This is a genomic window from Plantactinospora sonchi (assembly GCF_036422035.1).
Taxonomy (GTDB): Bacteria; Actinomycetota; Actinomycetes; order Mycobacteriales; family Micromonosporaceae; genus Plantactinospora; species Plantactinospora sonchi.
In genome coordinates this window covers 236,330-251,077 of the sequence record NZ_JAZGQK010000016.1, presented here as the reverse complement: position 1 = coordinate 251,077, position 14,748 = coordinate 236,330, and the positions used below count along the sequence as shown (strand labels likewise).

The 14,748-nt window shown below is 71.7% G+C and carries 14 protein-coding genes; 8 read left to right on the top strand and 6 right to left on the bottom strand.

Annotation, left to right across the window (positions count from 1 at the left end):
- Window positions 1-23 precede the first annotated feature (23 nt).
- Entirely contained in the window at window positions 24-1,277 is a 1,254-nt protein-coding gene (locus tag V1633_RS19600) for a DUF6891 domain-containing protein (RefSeq protein WP_331215799.1), read from the top strand.
- Window positions 1,278-1,311: 34 nt separating this feature from the next.
- On the opposite strand, the gene V1633_RS19595 is transcribed toward V1633_RS19600, so the two are convergent.
- Entirely contained in the window at window positions 1,312-1,674 is a 363-nt protein-coding gene (locus tag V1633_RS19595; RefSeq protein WP_331215798.1) for a hypothetical protein, read from the bottom strand.
- A gap of 321 nt (window positions 1,675-1,995) precedes the next feature.
- Between V1633_RS19595 and V1633_RS19590 the strand changes: the two genes are divergently transcribed.
- The 3 genes from V1633_RS19590 (at window position 1,996) to V1633_RS19580 (ending at window position 5,827) form a co-directional block, all read left to right on the top strand.
- Window positions 1,996-3,822: an AMP-dependent synthetase/ligase gene (locus V1633_RS19590; protein WP_331215797.1), complete on the top strand. Its 1,827-nt coding sequence runs from the start codon at window positions 1,996-1,998 to the stop codon at window positions 3,820-3,822.
- A 159-nt stretch (window positions 3,823-3,981) separates the two neighbouring features.
- Window positions 3,982-4,788: an ATP-binding protein gene (locus V1633_RS19585; protein WP_331215796.1), complete on the top strand. Its 807-nt coding sequence runs from the start codon at window positions 3,982-3,984 to the stop codon at window positions 4,786-4,788.
- 145 nt (window positions 4,789-4,933) lie between these two features.
- A complete protein-coding gene (locus tag V1633_RS19580; RefSeq protein WP_331215795.1) occupies window positions 4,934-5,827 on the top strand; it encodes a GNAT family N-acetyltransferase in 894 nt (297 codons plus the stop codon).
- A gap of 156 nt (window positions 5,828-5,983) precedes the next feature.
- Here V1633_RS19580 and yczR read toward each other — a convergent pair whose 3' ends face one another.
- Window positions 5,984-7,441, bottom strand: a complete 1,458-nt coding sequence (yczR, locus tag V1633_RS19575; protein ID WP_331215794.1) for a MocR-like transcription factor YczR — start codon at window positions 7,439-7,441, stop codon at window positions 5,984-5,986.
- 59 nt (window positions 7,442-7,500) lie between these two features.
- Here yczR and yczE point away from each other — a divergent pair, with 59 nt between their 5' ends.
- Together yczE and V1633_RS19565 are read left to right on the top strand one after the other, a co-directional pair.
- Window positions 7,501-8,217: a membrane protein YczE gene (yczE, locus tag V1633_RS19570; protein ID WP_331215793.1), complete on the top strand. Its 717-nt coding sequence runs from the start codon at window positions 7,501-7,503 to the stop codon at window positions 8,215-8,217.
- Window positions 8,218-8,371: 154 nt separating this feature from the next.
- The gene (locus V1633_RS19565; protein ID WP_331215792.1) at window positions 8,372-8,827 is read left to right on the top strand and encodes a hypothetical protein; all 456 of its coding nucleotides are present in this window, start codon (window positions 8,372-8,374) and stop codon (window positions 8,825-8,827) included.
- A 180-nt stretch (window positions 8,828-9,007) separates the two neighbouring features.
- On the opposite strand, the gene V1633_RS19560 is transcribed toward V1633_RS19565, so the two are convergent.
- Complete coding sequence (locus tag V1633_RS19560) at window positions 9,008-10,333, bottom strand: fibronectin type III domain-containing protein (protein WP_331215791.1); 1,326 nt, start codon at window positions 10,331-10,333, stop codon at window positions 9,008-9,010.
- Between the two features lie 88 nt (window positions 10,334-10,421).
- On the bottom strand, window positions 10,422-11,165 hold the full coding sequence (locus V1633_RS19555; RefSeq protein WP_331215790.1) for a hypothetical protein: 744 nt from the start codon (window positions 11,163-11,165) through the stop codon (window positions 10,422-10,424).
- 142 nt (window positions 11,166-11,307) lie between these two features.
- Between V1633_RS19555 and V1633_RS19550 the strand changes: the two genes are divergently transcribed.
- Together V1633_RS19550 and V1633_RS19545 are read left to right on the top strand one after the other, a co-directional pair.
- On the top strand, window positions 11,308-12,474 hold the full coding sequence (locus V1633_RS19550; protein WP_331215789.1) for a sensor histidine kinase: 1,167 nt from the start codon (window positions 11,308-11,310) through the stop codon (window positions 12,472-12,474).
- Window positions 12,471-13,127: a response regulator transcription factor gene (locus V1633_RS19545; protein ID WP_331215788.1), complete on the top strand. Its 657-nt coding sequence runs from the start codon at window positions 12,471-12,473 to the stop codon at window positions 13,125-13,127. The genes V1633_RS19550 and V1633_RS19545 overlap by 4 nt, the downstream gene beginning before the upstream one ends.
- 65 nt (window positions 13,128-13,192) lie before the next feature.
- Here the strand turns inward: V1633_RS19545 and hisF are convergent, their stop codons facing one another.
- Window positions 13,193-13,963 (bottom strand): imidazole glycerol phosphate synthase subunit HisF, encoded by a 771-nt coding sequence (gene hisF, locus V1633_RS19540; RefSeq protein WP_331215787.1) that lies wholly within the window; start codon window positions 13,961-13,963, stop codon window positions 13,193-13,195.
- A 28-nt stretch (window positions 13,964-13,991) separates the two neighbouring features.
- Window positions 13,992-14,717 (bottom strand): bifunctional 1-(5-phosphoribosyl)-5-((5-phosphoribosylamino)methylideneamino)imidazole-4-carboxamide isomerase/phosphoribosylanthranilate isomerase PriA, encoded by a 726-nt coding sequence (priA, locus tag V1633_RS19535; RefSeq protein ID WP_331215786.1) that lies wholly within the window; start codon window positions 14,715-14,717, stop codon window positions 13,992-13,994.
- Window positions 14,718-14,748 lie beyond the last annotated feature (31 nt).

The window sequence follows — 14,748 nt, the reverse complement described above, 5'->3', positions numbered from 1 at the left end:
CGGGGCTGTTAGCGTTCGCGGCCATGGAAACCGGGGAGGAAGCGGTCGACACGCTTCGCGGAGAGGTCGAGTCGTACGTCCGGCAGCAGGTGGCGCTCGGCGACCTGCCGTACGCGACGATCGTCGAGGAGACGGTGTACCACCTCGGGGACGAGGCGGACCGGGATGTTGTCGTACCGTTGGCCCGGGAGGTCGCGGCCCGTGAACTGACGGCGCATCTCGCCGCCCAGGCGCAGTGGCCCGAGGTGACCGACAACGACCGGCTCACCCTCGCCTTCCGCGCCCTGGACATCGCCGGGATCGTCGCCCGGGAGAACTTCGCCTGCTGCCAGAACTGCGGACTGGGCGAGATCGGCGACGAGGTCGCCGACGGCGACCAGCCCCGCGGCTACACCTTCTACCACCAGCAGGACGCGGAGCGCGGCGCCGAGGGTGCCGGGCTGTACCTCGGGTACGGGTTGTTCAACCAGCCGCCGTCGGTCGAGATCGGCGAGGAGGTGGCGGCGGCCCTGCGCGACCACGACGTACCGGTGAAGTGGGACGGGAGCACCGGGAGCAGGATCTTCGTGCCGCTGACCTGGCGGCGTCGGCGGTACGGCCGGTTCGCGGCACTCCCGTCCACCGTCGACGACGACGTACCGGTCGAGGTGGCGGTCCTCGACGCCTGGCGGGGTCCGTTCGCGTTGACCGACGACACCGTCCCGGCCAGTTGGCTGACCGGTCTGCACCTGCCCTGGCTACCGGCCGGAATCCGGGTGCGACTCACTATCGACGGCGTCTCGACGACGGTACGGCGGGACTGGGACACCCTGGTCGCCGACGGCCCGGACGGCACGGAGATCCGGGTCGGCCGCCGGGACGGCATGGCCCTGGTACGTCTACTCCGGACGGCCGCGACGTCTGGTCCGCAGCCGCGGGCCGAGGCGGTGCCCGAGCCGGAGCCGGAGGTCGGGCTGGTGGAGGCGACCTGGGAGCACCGGGCCGGCGGACAGTTCCGGGCGATACCGCTCGAAGCCGCCGAAGCCGTGGCCGCGCTCCGGCGGATGCCGGTCCGGACCGGCGCCTGGGCCTGCTTCGTCGGCCGGTCCGGCAGGGTGGTGCAGGTGCGGTGGGAGCAGGGCAGGCTCTGGCTGGAGACGCCCGACCCGCAGACGCAGACGTCGGTCGGTCGGCACGTGTCGCTGCCCGAGGCGGAACGGATGGTCAGCACGCTCGCGGTCGAGGACCGGGTCGCGGTGAACGAGTTGGGCGACCTGACCACGGTGCGGTGGGGTTGACCGGCCCTCCGGCGGCGGTGGCCCGGCCAGCGGGTCAGCTTTGGAGTCGCACCGGTACGCCGGCCCGGAACCGGGGCGGCGCCGGGGCCATCTCCGCGAAACCGGGCCACTCGCCCGGGCCGTTCCCGGGCGGACCCGCCAGGCAGGACCCGCCGTGTCCTTCCCGTTCGCCGCACCGGCCGCCGCCGGGCAGCCGCCGGTCGCAGAACACCCGGTGCCGCTCGTGCTGCGCGTCCTCCGCCGAGACGGTGACCTCGCCGGCGTCCAACTGCGGCAGGAAGGCCAGCGACTCGGTGAGCAACGCGGCCAATTCGGTGGCGGCGTCCAGCGTGGGTACGGCAACCCGAAGGTGGATGACGTGCCCCGGCGCCGCCTCGCCGCAACCGAATTCGTCCATGGACGGTCCTCTCCTCGTATCGGATTGTCTTTCACGGGATTCGCCGATCCTGCCCTCCGCCTGTCAGGGGCCGGGGCCGACGCCTGAATAGCTTAGTGACGTACCGGGCGAATTCGGGTTTGCCACTCCAAGGACATCAACAGTGGGTGAACAGGCAGGCACGCGGAGCCAGGCGTGGTGCGACGTCGACATCCCGTCCGACCGGCCGGACCGGCTGGGTCCGATCGGCACTAGCCGAGCGGCCGGAGGAGCCAATACTCTCTGGTAACCGCGATTTAACGTGATCACCGTCACGCCACGATATCCGGAGGCTATCCCCCCATGTCTCTCGACGTCCCCTACCGGTCCATCCCCGACATGTTCCTGCAACGCGTGTCGGCCACTCCCGGCCGGGACGCCTTCGCCCACCCGGCTCCCGACGACTCCGGGCCGATCTGGCTGACCTGGGCGCAGGTGGGCCAGCGGGCGAAGGCCATCGCCGCCGGACTGCGCGGCCTCGGTGTTGATCACGAGGACCGGGTGGCGATCGCGGCCAACACCCGACTCGACTGGGTTCTCGCCGATCTGGGGATCATGTGCGCCGGCGGCGCGACCACCACGGTCTACCCGACCACCGAGCCGGAGGACACCGCGTACATCCTCACCGACTCGGGATCGAAGATCCTGATCGCGGAGAACGCGACCCAGGCCGGCAAGGTGGCTGCGGCGGACCTGCCCGCGCTGACCCACGTGGTGCTGATGGACGGGCCGGCGGACCCGGCCGCCAACCCGCCGCAGCTCACCCTCGCCGACCTCGAGGTACAGGGCGCGCTGGCGTTGGAACGGGATCCGGAGCTGATCGAACGGGTGGTCGCCGAGATCACCCCGGACCGGCTGGCCACCCTGATCTACACCTCGGGCACCACCGGCCGCCCCAAGGGCGTGGAGCTGCTGCACGCCGGATGGTGCTGGGAGGGCGTCGCCCAGGGGACGCTGGGCATCCTCGAACCCAGCGATTTGCAGTACCTCTGGCTGCCGCTGTCCCACTCGTTCGGTAAGACACTGCTCTGCGGCGTGATCCACGTCGGGCTGCCGACGTACGTGGACGGCCGGCTCGACAAGCTCGTCGAACTGCTCGGGCTGGTCAGGCCGACGCTGATGTGCGGCGCACCACGGATCTTCGAGAAGGTCTACAACCGCGCGGTCACCACCGCGCAGACCGGCGGCGGGGCCAAGGCGAAGATCTTCGCCTGGGCGGTGCGGACCGGCAAGCGGAAGGTCGCCCTGGAGCAGGCCGGCCAACCGGTCTCCGCCGGCCTGCGGATCAGTTACGCCGTCGCGGAGAAGCTGGTGTTCAGCAAGCTCCAGGCCCGGCTGGGTGGTCGGATCCGGGTACTGGTCTCCGGCGCCGCGCCGCTGAGCAAGGAGATCGCCGAGTTCTTCGCCGCCGCCGGACTGCCGATCTACGAGGGTTACGGCCTCACCGAGACCAGCGCGGCCAACTTCGTCAACCGGCCGGGCAGGCTCAAGATCGGCACCGTCGGTCAGGCCGTCGGCGACCTGGAGTGCAGGATCGACGACGACGGCGAGATCCTGCTCCGGGGCGCGCCGGTGATGCGCGGCTACCACAACCTCGCCGAGGAGACCGCGGCGGCGCTCACCTCGGACGGTTTCTTCCGCACCGGTGACATCGGCGAACTCGACGCCGACGGCTACCTCAAGATCACCGACCGGAAGAAGGACCTGGTCAAGACGTCCGGCGGCAAGTACATCGCGCCGTCGGCAATCGAAGGGATGTTCAAGGCCATCTGCCCGTACACCGCGCAGGCGGTGGTGATCGGTCAGGCCCGCAACTACTGCACCATGCTGGTCAGCCTGGACGCCGACGCCGTCACCGCCTGGGCCGCCGGCGGACCGCTGGCCGGGCGCCCGTACGCCGAGATCGTCGCGTCGGCCGAGGTGCGCGGCCTGGTCGAGGGGTACGTCGACGACCTCAACACCAAGCTGAACCGCTGGGAAACGATCAAGAAGGTGACCGTCCTGCCCCGCGAACTGACCGTCGAGGACGGCGAGATGACACCCTCGATGAAGATCAAGCGGAGCGCCGTCGAGACCAGCTTCGCCAACGAGATCAACAAAATGTACGAGGGCAGCCTCGCCCAGCTCTGAACCGCGGTTCGGCCGGGCTCGTCGGTCCGCGAACCGACGGGTCCGGCCGAACCGGCTTCATCCGAGCCTCCCCGGGGTAAGAACCACGGTCAGGACCTGAGCGACCGCGAACCGGCGGTCGGCGGGGCGGGCAGCAAGGGGGTTCCCAGGATGACGGCCATGGTGGCAGCACACGTGGAGACCGGCGCCTTGGTGATCACCATGGCTGGCCGGTGGAGTCTGGCTCAGGCGTACACCCTGCAGCGGGCGTTCGAGGCCTGCACCGCGCACCACCCGCCGTACGTGGCGGTGGACTGCACCCGGGTCGCCCCCGACGGTCTGCTGCCGACGGTGCTGCCGGCCCTGGTCATGCTCGGGCAGTCCTGCCGGCGGGGCATCACCGTGCTGGTCTGCGCCCCGGCGTCGGCACTGACCGGGGCCATCCGCCGGCTGCCGACCCGACGGGTGCGGCTCTATCCCCGGCTGTCCGAGGCGCTCAGCCGACTCCGGCCGTACCCGGTGCCACGCGGGGTCCGGTGGGCCCACCAGCGCCTCGCCCCGGCGGCGCAGGCGGCGGCGAGCGCACGGCGGCTGGTCCGCGACTGCTGTGACCGGTGGCGCCTGACGGACGTGACCGACGACGCCCAACTCGTCGTCTCCGAACTGGTGGCGAACGCCGTGGAGCACGCGGGTACGGAGATCGACGTCACCGTCTCCCACCACCGCCACCGGCTCCGGATCGCGGTCGCCGACCGGCACCACGGCGTACCCCGGATCGCCGCCACCCCGACCGACGACGCCGGCGGTTCGGCGCCCCCCGCGCTGCGCGGGCGTGGGCTGGCCCTGGTGTCCCGGGCGGTCGCCGGCTGGGGTGTGCTGCCGGGCAGCGACGGCAAGGTGGTCTGGGCGTCCCTGCCGACCCCCCGCCCGCCGCGGCTGCGGCTGCCCCGGCCGGACATGCTCTCCCGGCACGGCTACCCCGCCTGACCTGCGCGTCCCATCTCCGAACGGTCACCGCCAGCTACTCACCGGTACGTAGATCCTGCTCACACCTGCCCCTTCCCGGTTGGTCAGGGGAAGGGACACCGGGTTCCATGGCGGACGCACTTCGTTCAGAGATGGGACGCTCCACATGCCAACCGACCACCGGACCAGGATCGCCGAACGCGGCGAGGCTGAGCTGATCTTCCAGTTCGGCACCCTCGCACCGGAGAGCGCCCACGAGGCGCTCGGCATCACCACCGGCCGAATCGGCGGCGGCGTGGTCCTCTCGGTCCGTGACGACCCGATGGGCGGCTTCTGGAACCGTGCCCTCGGGCTCGGGCTCACCGAGCCGGTCACCGCCCGGCTGATCGGCGAGATCGTCGACTTCCACCGGGCGAACGGCAGCCCGAGTGCCACGATCCAGATCGCCCCGGAGGTGCTGCCGTCCGACTGGGACGAGATAACCGCCCGGTACGGGCTCACCGTCGGCGGCACCTGGGTGAAACTTGCGGGCTCGATCGACGACCTCCGGCCCGACGACACGCGGCCCGGCACGCCGGATCTGCCCGCCGACCGTCCCGGACCTGGACCCCGCACCGACCTGCGGGTCGGCCCGGTCACCCCGGAGCACGTCGACGAGTGGAGCGCGCTGGTCTGGCAGATCTTCGCCGGGAGGTCCGACGAGCACCTGACCTCGATCATGGCGTCCGGAGCCAGGCGGGGAGCGTTCCAGGGTTTCGCCGCCTGGGACGGCGACACGATGGTCGGGGTGGCCAACCTCTACGTGTGCGGCGACATCGGCCACCTCAACTCCGGGGCGACCCTGGAGAGCCACCGGCGGCACGGCGTCCAGTCGGCGCTGATCGCGGCCCGTGCCCGGGCCGCGGCCGAGGCCGGCTGCCGTTGGCTGGTCGCGGAGACGGGTCGTCCGGAGCGGCCCGGGAGCAACCCCTCGCTGAACAACATGGTCCGGGCCGGGCTCACCCCGCTCTACGAGCGGAACAACTGGATCTGGCGCCCCGAAGCCGGCACAAACGCCTGACCCGTCGTCGCGCCGCTCCCTGCACCCGATCGCCGGTCGTCGGCTCGCGGCTTGCCGGCTTCCCGGTTGCCGCCGACCGGCTTCCGACTCCCGGCGGTCGGTGGCCGGGGACTCCGCACCGCCGTCGGACCAGGTGACGAGGTGGGCTCGGCCCGGTCAGGCGATCACGGCGGGTTCCCGCCAGAGGGGGCGGGCAACCCGGTCGAGGTCGTACCGGACGGCGGCGAGTCGGCGTACCGCCTCGGTGAGTTCGGCGGGTGGCAGGGTGAACGGCAGCCGGAGGAACCGTTCCATGGTGCCGTCCAGTCCGAACCTCGGGCCGGGGGCGATCCGTACCCCGACCTCCTCGGCGGCCCGGGCCAGCGCGCTCGCGATCGGTCCGTCCAGCTCCGCCCAGAGCGTGACGCCGCCCTGCGGGGGTCGTACCCGCCAGCTGGGCAGTTCGGCCCGGATCACGGCCAGCAGGGCGTCCCGCTGCACGGTCAACTGCGCCCGCCGGGCCGACACGATGGCCTCCGCGTCGGCGAGCAGCCGTACCGCGACGAGTTGGTCGAGCACCGGGCCGGCCATGTCGACGCCGACCCGGGCCGCCGCCAGCCGCTGCACCTGCGGCGCCGAGGCGCGGATCCAGCCGATCCGCAGGCCGCCCCAGTACGGCTTGCTCATCCCGCCGATGGTGACCACCCGGGAGTGCCGGTCGAAGACGGCGGTCGGCGGCGGCACCTCGACGCCGTCCAGGGCCAGGTCCACGAAGGACTCGTCCACGACCAGGTCGGTCCCGGCGGCCTGGGCCGCGGCCACCACCCGCTCACGCAGCTCGGCCGGCATCAGGTGGCCGGTCGGGTTCTGGAACTCGGGAATCAGGTACGCCAGCCGGGGCCGGGTCTGCCGCAGGCCGCCGAGCAGCAGGTCGGCGTCCCAGCCGGGGCTCTCGGTGTCCAGGCCGTGGGTGGTGATCCGGGCCCGCCGGGCGGCGAGCGCGGCCAACGCGTTGGGGTAGGTCGGCGCCTCCACCAGTACGCCGGCTCCGGGCGGCAGCACGAGTCGCAGCACCAGGTCGAGGGCGTGCTGTACGCCGTTGGTGACCAGGATCTGCTCCGGACTGGTCGGCAGGCCCCGTTCGGTGTAGCGCTCGGCCACCGCCGTACGCAGCTCGATGATCCCGGTGGGGTGGTAGCCGGCGCCGCCGAGGTAGCAGGCCAGGTCCTCGACGGCGGCCCGGGCGGCTCCGGCCAGTTCGGCCGGCGCGGCCAGGGCGGCGCAGCCGAGGTCGATCACGTCCAGGTCCTCCAGCGGAGTCCACATGCCGGAGCTGCCCACCCGGTGGCCGTTCGGCAGTGTGGTCCAGCTGCCGGCACCGCGTCGGCTGGTCAGGTGTCCGGTCTCGCGCAACGCGCGGTAGGCGGCGGTGACCGTGGTACGGCTGATCCGCAGCGCCTCGGCCAGCTCACGTTCGGCCGGGAGTCGTACGCCGAGCGGCAGTCGCCCGTCGGCCAGCAGCCCGCGTACGGCGCCGGCGAGCGCGGCGTAGTCGGGGTCGCGCCGCCGCCCGGGGAGGGAGTGCCACTGACCGAGCATCCGAGCCAGGTGAGGGCCGCGAACCAGTCCAGTCATAACCACATCTCCTCGATTGGACCTTCAGACCTCCCGGATTGGCCCTCAGAGTGGCATGCATGACAACGATTGGCAACCGACCGGACCGGCTGGCCCGGCGACTGCTGCAGCTCTACGCCGGTCTGGCGCTGTACGGCCTGAGCATCGGACTGATGATCGAGTCGACCCTCGGCCTGGATCCCTGGGACGTCTTCCACCAGGGGCTCTCCCGACTCACCGGCGCCTCCATCGGCACCGTCACGATCGTCGTCGGGGCGTTGGTCCTGCTGCTCTGGATCCCGCTGCGCCAACGTCCGGGGTTCGGCACGGTCAGCAACGTGGTGGTCGTCGGCGTGGCGGCCGATCTGGCCCTGGCGGTACTGCCGACCGTCACACCGTTCCCCACCCGGATCGGTTTCCTGGTCGCCGGCGTCGTACTCAACGGCGTGGCGACCGGTCTCTACATCGGCGCCCGCTTCGGCCCCGGGCCCCGCGACGGCCTGATGACCGGTTTCGTGGCCCGTCATCCGCGACACTCGATCCGCATGGTCCGTACGGTGATCGAGGTGACCGTGCTGGCCGTCGGCTGGCTGCTCGACGGCACGGTCGGGATCGGCACCGTGGTGTACGCGCTCAGCATCGGGCCACTGGTGCACCTGTTCATCCCGATGTTCACCGTGCCGCCCACGGAGCCGGGCCGGCACGGTCCGATCACCGGAACCGCCCGCCAGGCGGCGACCACGCGGATCGCCCGCGACGTGCCGACCACGGACGTTTCCCGCGAGGCGGCGACCTGAACATGCGACCCGGCGGCGCGGGCCCGACCCGGCGACCCGGCGCCACCGAGCCGGCACAGATCGTCCCCAATGGACAATGAATCGGACTGACCGGAGAAGAATGAACGACTGATGACCTTCCCGTCGACCGGCACGACACGGCATCATCTCTCCCATGGGGGATGACGGATGGCGGTGGTCCGACGCCTGGATTTTCGTCTCGCTGGTCATCGCGGGCGGTGCCGGCCGACACCGGCGCTCAAGCACCACCCGACGACCGGAGGGTGTCCGTCTCGCCGACGTGCTCTCCACCGCCGAACACCTCAACCGGGCCATCCCGGCCCGACACGAGATCGAGGCCGCGGTGCGGCGGCTGGTCGGTGCGGACCTGGTCACCGTCTCGGACGGCTGGTTCCGGGTCACCTCGGCCGGTGAGCGCCTGTGGCGGACCAGGCCGCACGGCGGGGTCGGCACCGCGGTGGAGACCGTGCACGGGGTGCTGACCCGTCGGCACGCCCCGGGCGACCACGACTGGATCCTCGAGGAGGACGAGCACGCGGCGGCGGTGCAGGAGTACGCGGCCCGCTTCACCCTGCCGACACCCCGCCGCTCGCCCGAGAACGGTACCTAGTAGCGACCGGGCGACCGGACGACCGGGCGACCGGGGAACGTGCCGGACCACGTCGACCGGACCGGCGATCGGCACGGCCGGGAGCGCCCCGATGGGTACGTCTCCCGGCCGTGCCTCACCCCCCGAGCACGTGTTCCTCGACCGCGGCGACCCGGATCTGCCCGGGCGGCGGTGCGGAGGTCAGACGCTCGCGGTACTGCCGCAGAAGTCCCGGACCGGGTCGTAGTCCTGGCCGTCCTTCCAGGCGCCGATGTCGAAGCAGTACCGGGTGCCCGGCTGGAGACCGGTGATCGTCTGGGTCATCCACCCCGTGGTCGGTGTCCCGGGCACGGTTATGGTCTCCGCGCCGGCCCGGTCGATCCGGTAGTACTGCTCGTTCACGGCGTTGTCCGTCCAGCTCAGCGTGATCGAGTTCGCGGTCAACGCCGTCACCATGAGGCCCGTCGGCCTCGGCAGTGGGTCCGTCGACGCCATCGGCGTGGTGGTACACGCGGAAGCGTACGACGACCCGTACGCGTTGCTGGCCAGCACCCGCCAGCAGTACTGGGTAGCCGGGGTCAGACCCGACGCGGTCCAGGTGAACTCGGTGGCCCCGGAGGCAGCCCGGCTGTAGACCGTGGTCCACAACCAGGTGTTCGGCGGATACGTCAGGGCGCGACCCCTGAGTTGGATCGTGAAGCTCGTCGCGAGCGTGCCGCTGGGAATCACCCGGATGGCCACCGACGTCCCGGTCGGGGCGGGCGTGAGCACGAGGGACGGCCTGGCCGGCGGCGAACCCTGGACCGCGCTCCGGCAGCCGATCTCGGTGGTGGCGCCCAGGCCCACGTTGACGGCCCGCACACAGACCTGGTGCGAGCCCGGCGTGGCCGGCACGGTCACCTGGAAGCCGTGGTCGTCCCCGTACCCGGGGTACACGGTCGCGACGTCCGGCCGGCTCTGGGACGCGGTGTCGCTCCTGATCCACCGGCCATCCAGGTACACCTCCACCTTGACCGGGTCGGCGGTGTCCGGATCGACGGCCCAACCCTTCAGCGTCAAGCCGGAGATGCCGGACGAAACATTCTCGAGGACGCCGAACGGGTTGAACTGCGGGGTGAAGCTGCGGCAGGAGTAGGCGTTCTCCCCCGCACCCTGGTTCACCGCCATCGCACACACCTGGCTGCCCGGCGCGGCCGGCACGATGCCGGAGAACGCGGACGTCGTCGCACTGGTCGTCAGGGTGGCCACGATCGTGGAGCCCACCGCGATCTTGACCTGGATCCCCGTCGCCACGTTCGGATCGCTCGCGGTCCCGGAAACCCGCAGCCCGCCCGGTTGACGGACGACCTCCCGCAGCGACACGCTCGGGGTGCCGTAGGGCGGGCCGGGGTCCTCCTCGCCTTCGCAGATCGGTGGGGGGTCGGGTTGGTCACAGTACGGCTGGGCGGCCGCCGGGCCCGCCGCCACGCCGACGAAGCCGGCCGCCATGACCAGCGCCGTAACGACCCTTACCAGTCGTCTTCTCACGTTCACTCTGATACTTCTCCTTGTCGCGCCATCGTGCTTCGGCCCCCAGAAACTCGTCGGGGCGTGGTCCGTCCGTTTCGGACGGCGTTCAGCTGGACAGTGCCGTTTGACCGGACAGTGCCGCCTGACCGGCAGGCTCCGGCGCCGGTGGCTGCGCGGCACCCCCACCACCACCGACCCGCCACAGGCCGTACGCCGCCACGGCGCTGCCCACGGCCATCAGGCCGTGGCTCGCGATCTCCACCGTGCCGTTATCGGCGAGCAGGACCTCCAGCACGAGACCCACCGCGAACAGGGCGGGCGCCCAGGCCGAGGCCACCCCTCGGCGGACCAGTCCGATCGTCACCAGCAGCCGGGCGCTCAGCCCGAGGAACACGAAATAGCCCACCGGTAGGGCCCACACACCGGCTCCCTGGAAGCGTGCGACGACGAACTCCTGCATCGCGGACCGGTCGAGCCCGGCAGCCCCGGTCTCGACCAGGATCAGGTGGAACATCGCGAACGCCCCGGCGCAGGGAACGGCTCCCCACAGCAGGGCCCAACCGACGCGTCCGACGACGCTGCCGCGCACGACGGGTCCCAGTCCGGCGACCGCGAGCCCGAGCAGGGCCGCGGCGACGAGGTGCGTCAGGCCGCCGGCCGTGAGCCGGCCGCTGCCCTCGGCGATCGCCACCACGTCGTCGGCCGCGTCCAGGTCGCCGACGAACACCTCGGCGACCAGCAGACACAGCGCCGATCCGAGTATTGCCACCGCGGTGGTGCGGGGCGAGGGTACCTGGCTCCTGTCCGCCGTGGGGTCGAACCGCGGCAGGGGCTTGAACAGTTTCTTCACTGGTTTGCTCCGGTCGTTCGAAACGATGCGGCCACGCTAGGCCGCCGTTGATCACCGGGGCATCCCTCACGACGGACCTTCAGGGTCCTCCGCGAGGAGGACCCCGGGACCGCCAACATCAAGATCCAGTACAGTGCCGCGCATGTGGAGTTCGCTGACGCGTCGTCAGTGGGCGTTCGACTGGCTACTCACCGCACTGGCCACCGTGGTCGCGTTCGCACAGCTGTTCATCCCGAACAACGACGGCTACGTCGGCGGGCCGATGGGGCTGAACGTGGTCCTCGCCCTGCTGACAACGGTTCCCCTCGCGTGGCGGCGGGTCTGGCCGTTCGCGGTCACGGTCGTCGTGTTCGGCGCGCACTCCCTCGTGAGCCTCTTCGGCGCCCACGCCGTCACCTTCTGGGGCACGCTGCTGCCGATGGCCGTCGGGGTCTACTCGGCCGCACGCTGGGGCAGCTCGCGCCGCTCACCCCTGGTGCTGCTGTTCCCGGTGGTCACCTTCGCGCTGTACCCGATCCACATGCCCGAGTTCCGGGGGTGGGAGGACATCGTCTTCGCGCTCGTGGTGCTCTCGGCGGCCTGGTCCGCCGGACACGGGATCAACCGGCTCGTCCGGCAGCGCCGCGAACTCAAGGAGGCACTGCGCCAACTCGCCGAGCAGCAGGAGTTGCGCAGCCGCCAGGTGGTACTGGAGGAACGGACCCGGATCGCGCGGGAGATGCACGACGTCGTCGCACACGGCGTGAGCGTGATGGTCGTACAGACCGGTGCGGCGCGGCTGGAGCTCGACGACGATGTCGACGGGGCACGGACGGCGCTGTTGACGGTGGAGGCCACCGGACGGCAGGTTCTCGGCGAGTTGCGCCGGACGGTCAGCCTGCTCCGGGCCGGCGACGACGCCACGTCGACCGGGGAACCCTCACCCAGGCTGGCGGACCTGCCGGCACTGGTGACGTCGATGCGCGCGGCGGGACTCACGGTGGAGTTGCACCTGCCCGAGCGGGTCGAGTCCGATCCCGGACGGGAACTGGCGGTCTACCGGATCGTGCAGGAGGCGCTGACCAACGCCCTACGGCACGCCGGCCCCACCACCGTCAACGTACGGGTGACCGCCGATCCGCAGCTGGAGGTCGAGGTGTCCGACGCCGGGCCGAGTGACGGCGGTGCCCCGGGGGTCGGCGTCCCCGGTGGCCATGGACTGATCGGCATGCGCGAACGGGTCACCATGTACGGCGGCCAGCTACGGACGGAGCACCGGGGCCGCGGTTTTGTCGTCCACGCCGAATTCCCCGCAGAGCGGTCGCAATGATCCGGATCCTGCTGGTCGACGACCAGGCGCTGGTCCGCGCCGGCTTCCACTCCATCCTGCAGAAGCAGCCGGACGTGCGGGTGGTGGGCGAGGCCGGCGACGGTGTCGAGGCTGTACGGCTGGCCCGCACGTTGCGGCCCGACCTGGTGCTGATGGACATCCGGATGCCCCGCAAGGACGGGCTGGCGGCCACCAGGGAGTTGCTGACCGTCGAGGCGCCGCCCCGGGTCGTCGTGCTCACCACCTTCGACGCCGACGAATACGTCTACGCCGCGCTGCGCGCCGGGGCCACCGGATTCCTCCTCAAGGACATTTCCCCCGAAGACCTGGTCTCCGCCGTACGCAACGCGATGTCCGGGGACTCGATGCTCTCCCCGCGGATAACCCGACGCCTGATCGAATCCTTCGTGCAGAGCCCCCCGCCGGGCGGTGGGGTGCCGGAGCCGTTACGCGGGCTCACCCCCCGCGAACTCGACGTACTCCGAGAGCTGGCGACCGGGGCGACCAACGCCGAGATCGGCGCCCGACTGTTCCTGGCCGAGACCACGGTCAAAACCCACCTGGCCCGCGTCTTCGTCAAGCTGAAGGCACGGGACCGGGTGCAGGCCGTCGTGCTGGCGTACGAGTACGGGCTGGTCCGCCCGTCGGTGTGACGTCGAGAAGTGGGCCGGGCCGTGACCGGGGCGGGCAGTCGCCATCTCTGCGGCGGGGCAGCGGCTCAGCGGACCGGGTGACCGGCCTGCCGCAGGGCGTCCTTGACCTCGCCGACGCGCAGCTCGCCGAAGTGGAAGACGCTGGCCGCCAGCACCGCGTCGGCGCCGGCCGCGACCGCCGGCGGAAAGTGCGCCACCGCACCCGCGCCGCCACTGGCCACCACCGGTACGTCGACCACCCGTCGCACCGCCTCGATCAGCGCCAGGTCGAACCCGGCCTTCGTCCCGTCGGCGTCCATCGAGTTGAGCAGGATCTCCCCGGCGCCCAACTCCGCCGCCCGGGCGGCCCAGCCGACCGCGTCGAGACCGGTACCCCGCCGCCCCCCGTGCGTGGTCACCTCGAAGCCGCTGTCGGTGGTCACCCCGGCCGGGCAGCGCCGGACGTCCAACGACAGCACCAGGACCTGCCGGCCGAAACGCTCGGCGATCTCGGCGATCAGGCCGGGCCGGGCGATCGCGGCCGTGTTCACCCCCACCTTGTCGGCGCCGGCCCGCAGCAGCCGGTCCACGTCGGCGACCTGGCGTACTCCCCCGCCGACGGTGAGCGGGATGAAGACCGACTCGGCGGTCCGGCGTACCACGTCGAGCATGGTGCCCCGGTCGTCGGAGGAGGCGGTGACGTCGAGGAAGGTCAACTCGTCGGCGCCGGCCTCGTCGTACGCCGCAGCCAGCTCGACCGGATCCCCGGCGTCCCGCAGGTCGACGAAGTTGACGCCCTTGACCACCCGGCCGGCGTCCACGTCCAGGCAGGGAATGACCCGCACCGCGACGGTCATGCGCCGGCCCTGCCCGGCTCTCCGGCGGTCACGACTCGGCCAGCACGGCTAGTGCCTCGGCGACGGTGAACGCCCCCGCGTAGAGCGCCTTCCCGGCGATCACGCCCTCCACCCCGATCGACTCCAGGGTGGCCAGTGCCCGCAGGTCGTCGAGGGTGGAGACGCCACCCGAGGCGATCACCGGGGCGGAGGTACGGGCACAGACCTCGCGGAGCAGGTCGAGGTTGGGGCCGCGCATCATGCCGTCCTTGGTGATGTCGGTGACCACGTACCGGGCCGCCCCGGCCTTGTCCAACCGCTCCAGCACCTCGAAGAGGTCACCGCCGTCCCGGGTCCAGCCCCGGGCGGCGAGGGTACGTCCCCGCACGTCCAGCCCGATCGCCACCCGGTCGCCGTACTCCGCGGCGACCCGGTCGCACCACTGCGGGTCCTCCAACGCGGCGGTGCCGATGTTGACCCGGGCCGCCCCGGTCGCCAACGCCGCCCGCAGCGACTCGTCGTCCCGGATCCCGCCGGAGAGTTCCACCTGTACGTCGAGTCGGCCGACCACGTCGGCGAGCAGTTCCGCGTTCGACCCCCGTCCGAAGGCCGCGTCGAGGTCGACCAGATGGATCCAGGCGGCACCGTCCCGCTGCCAGGCCAGCGCGGCCTCCAACGGGTCGCCGTAGCTGGTCTCACTGCCCGCGGCGCCCTGAACCAGGCGCACCGCCTGACCGTCCGCCACGTCGACGGCGGGAAGCAGGGTGAGGCTCACGGTGATCTCCTCTCCTCGGATGGAACGGTGG

What these genes read in the sequence shown, in the direction of transcription:
- V1633_RS19590 (WP_331215797.1), top strand. Translation starts at nt 1,996, where the DNA reads ATGTCTCTCGACGTCCCCTACCGGTCCATCCCCGACATGTTCCTGCAA.
- hisF (WP_331215787.1), bottom strand. Translation starts at nt 13,963, where the DNA reads ATGACCGTCGCGGTGCGGGTCATTCCCTGCCTGGACGTGGACGCCGGC.
- V1633_RS19585 (WP_331215796.1), top strand. Translation starts at nt 3,982, where the DNA reads ATGGTGGCAGCACACGTGGAGACCGGCGCCTTGGTGATCACCATGGCT.
- V1633_RS19600 (WP_331215799.1), top strand. Translation starts at nt 24, where the DNA reads ATGGAAACCGGGGAGGAAGCGGTCGACACGCTTCGCGGAGAGGTCGAG.
- yczR (WP_331215794.1), bottom strand. Translation starts at nt 7,441, where the DNA reads ATGACTGGACTGGTTCGCGGCCCTCACCTGGCTCGGATGCTCGGTCAG.
- yczE (WP_331215793.1), top strand. Translation starts at nt 7,501, where the DNA reads ATGACAACGATTGGCAACCGACCGGACCGGCTGGCCCGGCGACTGCTG.
- V1633_RS19545 (WP_331215788.1), top strand. Translation starts at nt 12,471, where the DNA reads ATGATCCGGATCCTGCTGGTCGACGACCAGGCGCTGGTCCGCGCCGGC.
- V1633_RS19565 (WP_331215792.1), top strand. Translation starts at nt 8,372, where the DNA reads ATGGGGGATGACGGATGGCGGTGGTCCGACGCCTGGATTTTCGTCTCG.
- V1633_RS19595 (WP_331215798.1), bottom strand. Translation starts at nt 1,674, where the DNA reads ATGGACGAATTCGGTTGCGGCGAGGCGGCGCCGGGGCACGTCATCCAC.
- V1633_RS19580 (WP_331215795.1), top strand. Translation starts at nt 4,934, where the DNA reads ATGCCAACCGACCACCGGACCAGGATCGCCGAACGCGGCGAGGCTGAG.
- V1633_RS19550 (WP_331215789.1), top strand. Translation starts at nt 11,308, where the DNA reads ATGTGGAGTTCGCTGACGCGTCGTCAGTGGGCGTTCGACTGGCTACTC.